The organism is Halorubrum sp. CBA1125, from assembly GCF_009742825.1.
Taxonomy (GTDB): domain Archaea; phylum Halobacteriota; class Halobacteria; order Halobacteriales; family Haloferacaceae; genus Halorubrum.
The window spans coordinates 1-1,352 of record NZ_WPCE01000360.1 but is presented as its reverse complement, the minus strand read 5'-3'; the positions used below and the strand labels follow the sequence as shown (position 1 = coordinate 1,352).

The window sequence follows — 1,352 nt, the reverse complement described above, 5'->3', positions numbered from 1 at the left end:
CGTCGCCGCGATCGACGCCGGCGACCGCACCGACCGTTCGGACCTGCGCGCCGCCTTCTGCGATGTCGTCGAGGGGGTCGACGGCGAGTCCGGACGGGCCGCCGAGACGGCGGAGGTGTCGCCATGAGCGACCCGGACCGCGCGGGCGTCGCGACGCTGACGCGGCCGCGCACGACACCGCCGCTCCCGACGACACCCGTCCAGACGGCGGCCACGCGACCGTCCGGATCGGCGACGAGGGGGGATCGGCATCGATCGCCGGCGACGAGGCTGCCGACGAGGCCACCGGCGGCGACGGCACCGCCAGCACCGACGGGACCGACACGGTTCCGGAGACGGACCGCGCGTCGGAGACGGTTCACGAGACCGCCGAGGACGACGGGCTCCGAGCGGCCGTCCGCCACGTGCTCGCGGTGGCCGCGACCGAGTACCGGCTCGCCGTCCGCGGGCGGTGGGCGCTCGCGCTCACGGGGCTTTTCACCGTGTTCGGCGCGATGATCCTCACCTTCGGAGGATCGGCGGTCGGCCCCGAGGGGATGGCGCGGACCGTCGCGTCGCTCGCGAGCCTCGCGGCGTATCTCGTCCCGCTGGCGGCGCTGGCGGTCGGCTACGACGCGATCGTCGGCCGCGAGGCGGAGGGGTGGCTCGCGGTCGTGTTCTCGCTGCCGGTCCGCCGCGGGGAGGTCGTCGTCGGGGCGTACCTCGGCCGACTGATCGTGCTCGCCGGGGCGACGGTGCTCGGGTTCGGCTTCACCGGGTTCCTGCTCCTCCGCGAGTTCGGGACGGCCCACTGGGGAGCGTTCCTGGCGTTCCTCGCCGGGACGGTCGCCGTCGGCGCCGCGTTCCTCGCGATCGCGGTCCTGCTGTCGACGGTCGCCCGCGAGAAGACGCACGCGCTCGGGCTCGCTCTGCTGGTCTGGGTCTGGTTCGTGCTCGTCCACGACCTCCTCGCCTTGGGCGTCGTCGCCGCCGTCTCGCTCCCCGACGCGGCGCTGTCGGCGATGCTGGCCGCGAATCCGGTGAGCGTCTTCCGCGTGCTCGTGTTGAGCGGACTCGGGACGACCGCCGGCGGCGGATTCACCGCAGCGATCGCCGACGCGGGGCTCTCACAGGGGCTCCTCGCCGCGACGCTGCTCGCGTGGTGTGTCGTTCCCGTCGCGGCCGCCGCGAAGCTCGTCGACCGCCGGCGGCTGTGACACGGGTGACGGCTGTGACACGAGTGTGGCTGTGTGACCGCCGCGACGTCGGTCGCGGCGGCGGAGAGTCCACCGCCGCGGTCGTCACTCCGTCGTCGACCCGTCGACCGATCCGCCCGCCTTCTCCTCGTCGTCGGTGTCGGCGTCGTTCGCGTC

1 protein-coding gene is annotated in these 1,352 nt (G+C 74.5%); it reads left to right on the top strand.

Features of this window, described 5'->3' with window-relative positions:
• Positions 1 to 62: 62 nt before the first annotated feature.
• Positions 63 to 1,196 (top strand): ABC transporter permease, encoded by a 1,134-nt coding sequence (locus tag GJ633_RS16680; protein ID WP_156589649.1) that lies wholly within the window; start codon positions 63 to 65, stop codon positions 1,194 to 1,196.
• Positions 1,197 to 1,352 lie beyond the last annotated feature (156 nt).

Excerpts from the sequence above, each read along its gene's own strand:
- GJ633_RS16680 (WP_156589649.1), top strand. The coding sequence starts at position 63 with ATGTCGTCGAGGGGGTCGACGGCGAGTCCGGACGGGCCGCCGAGACGG.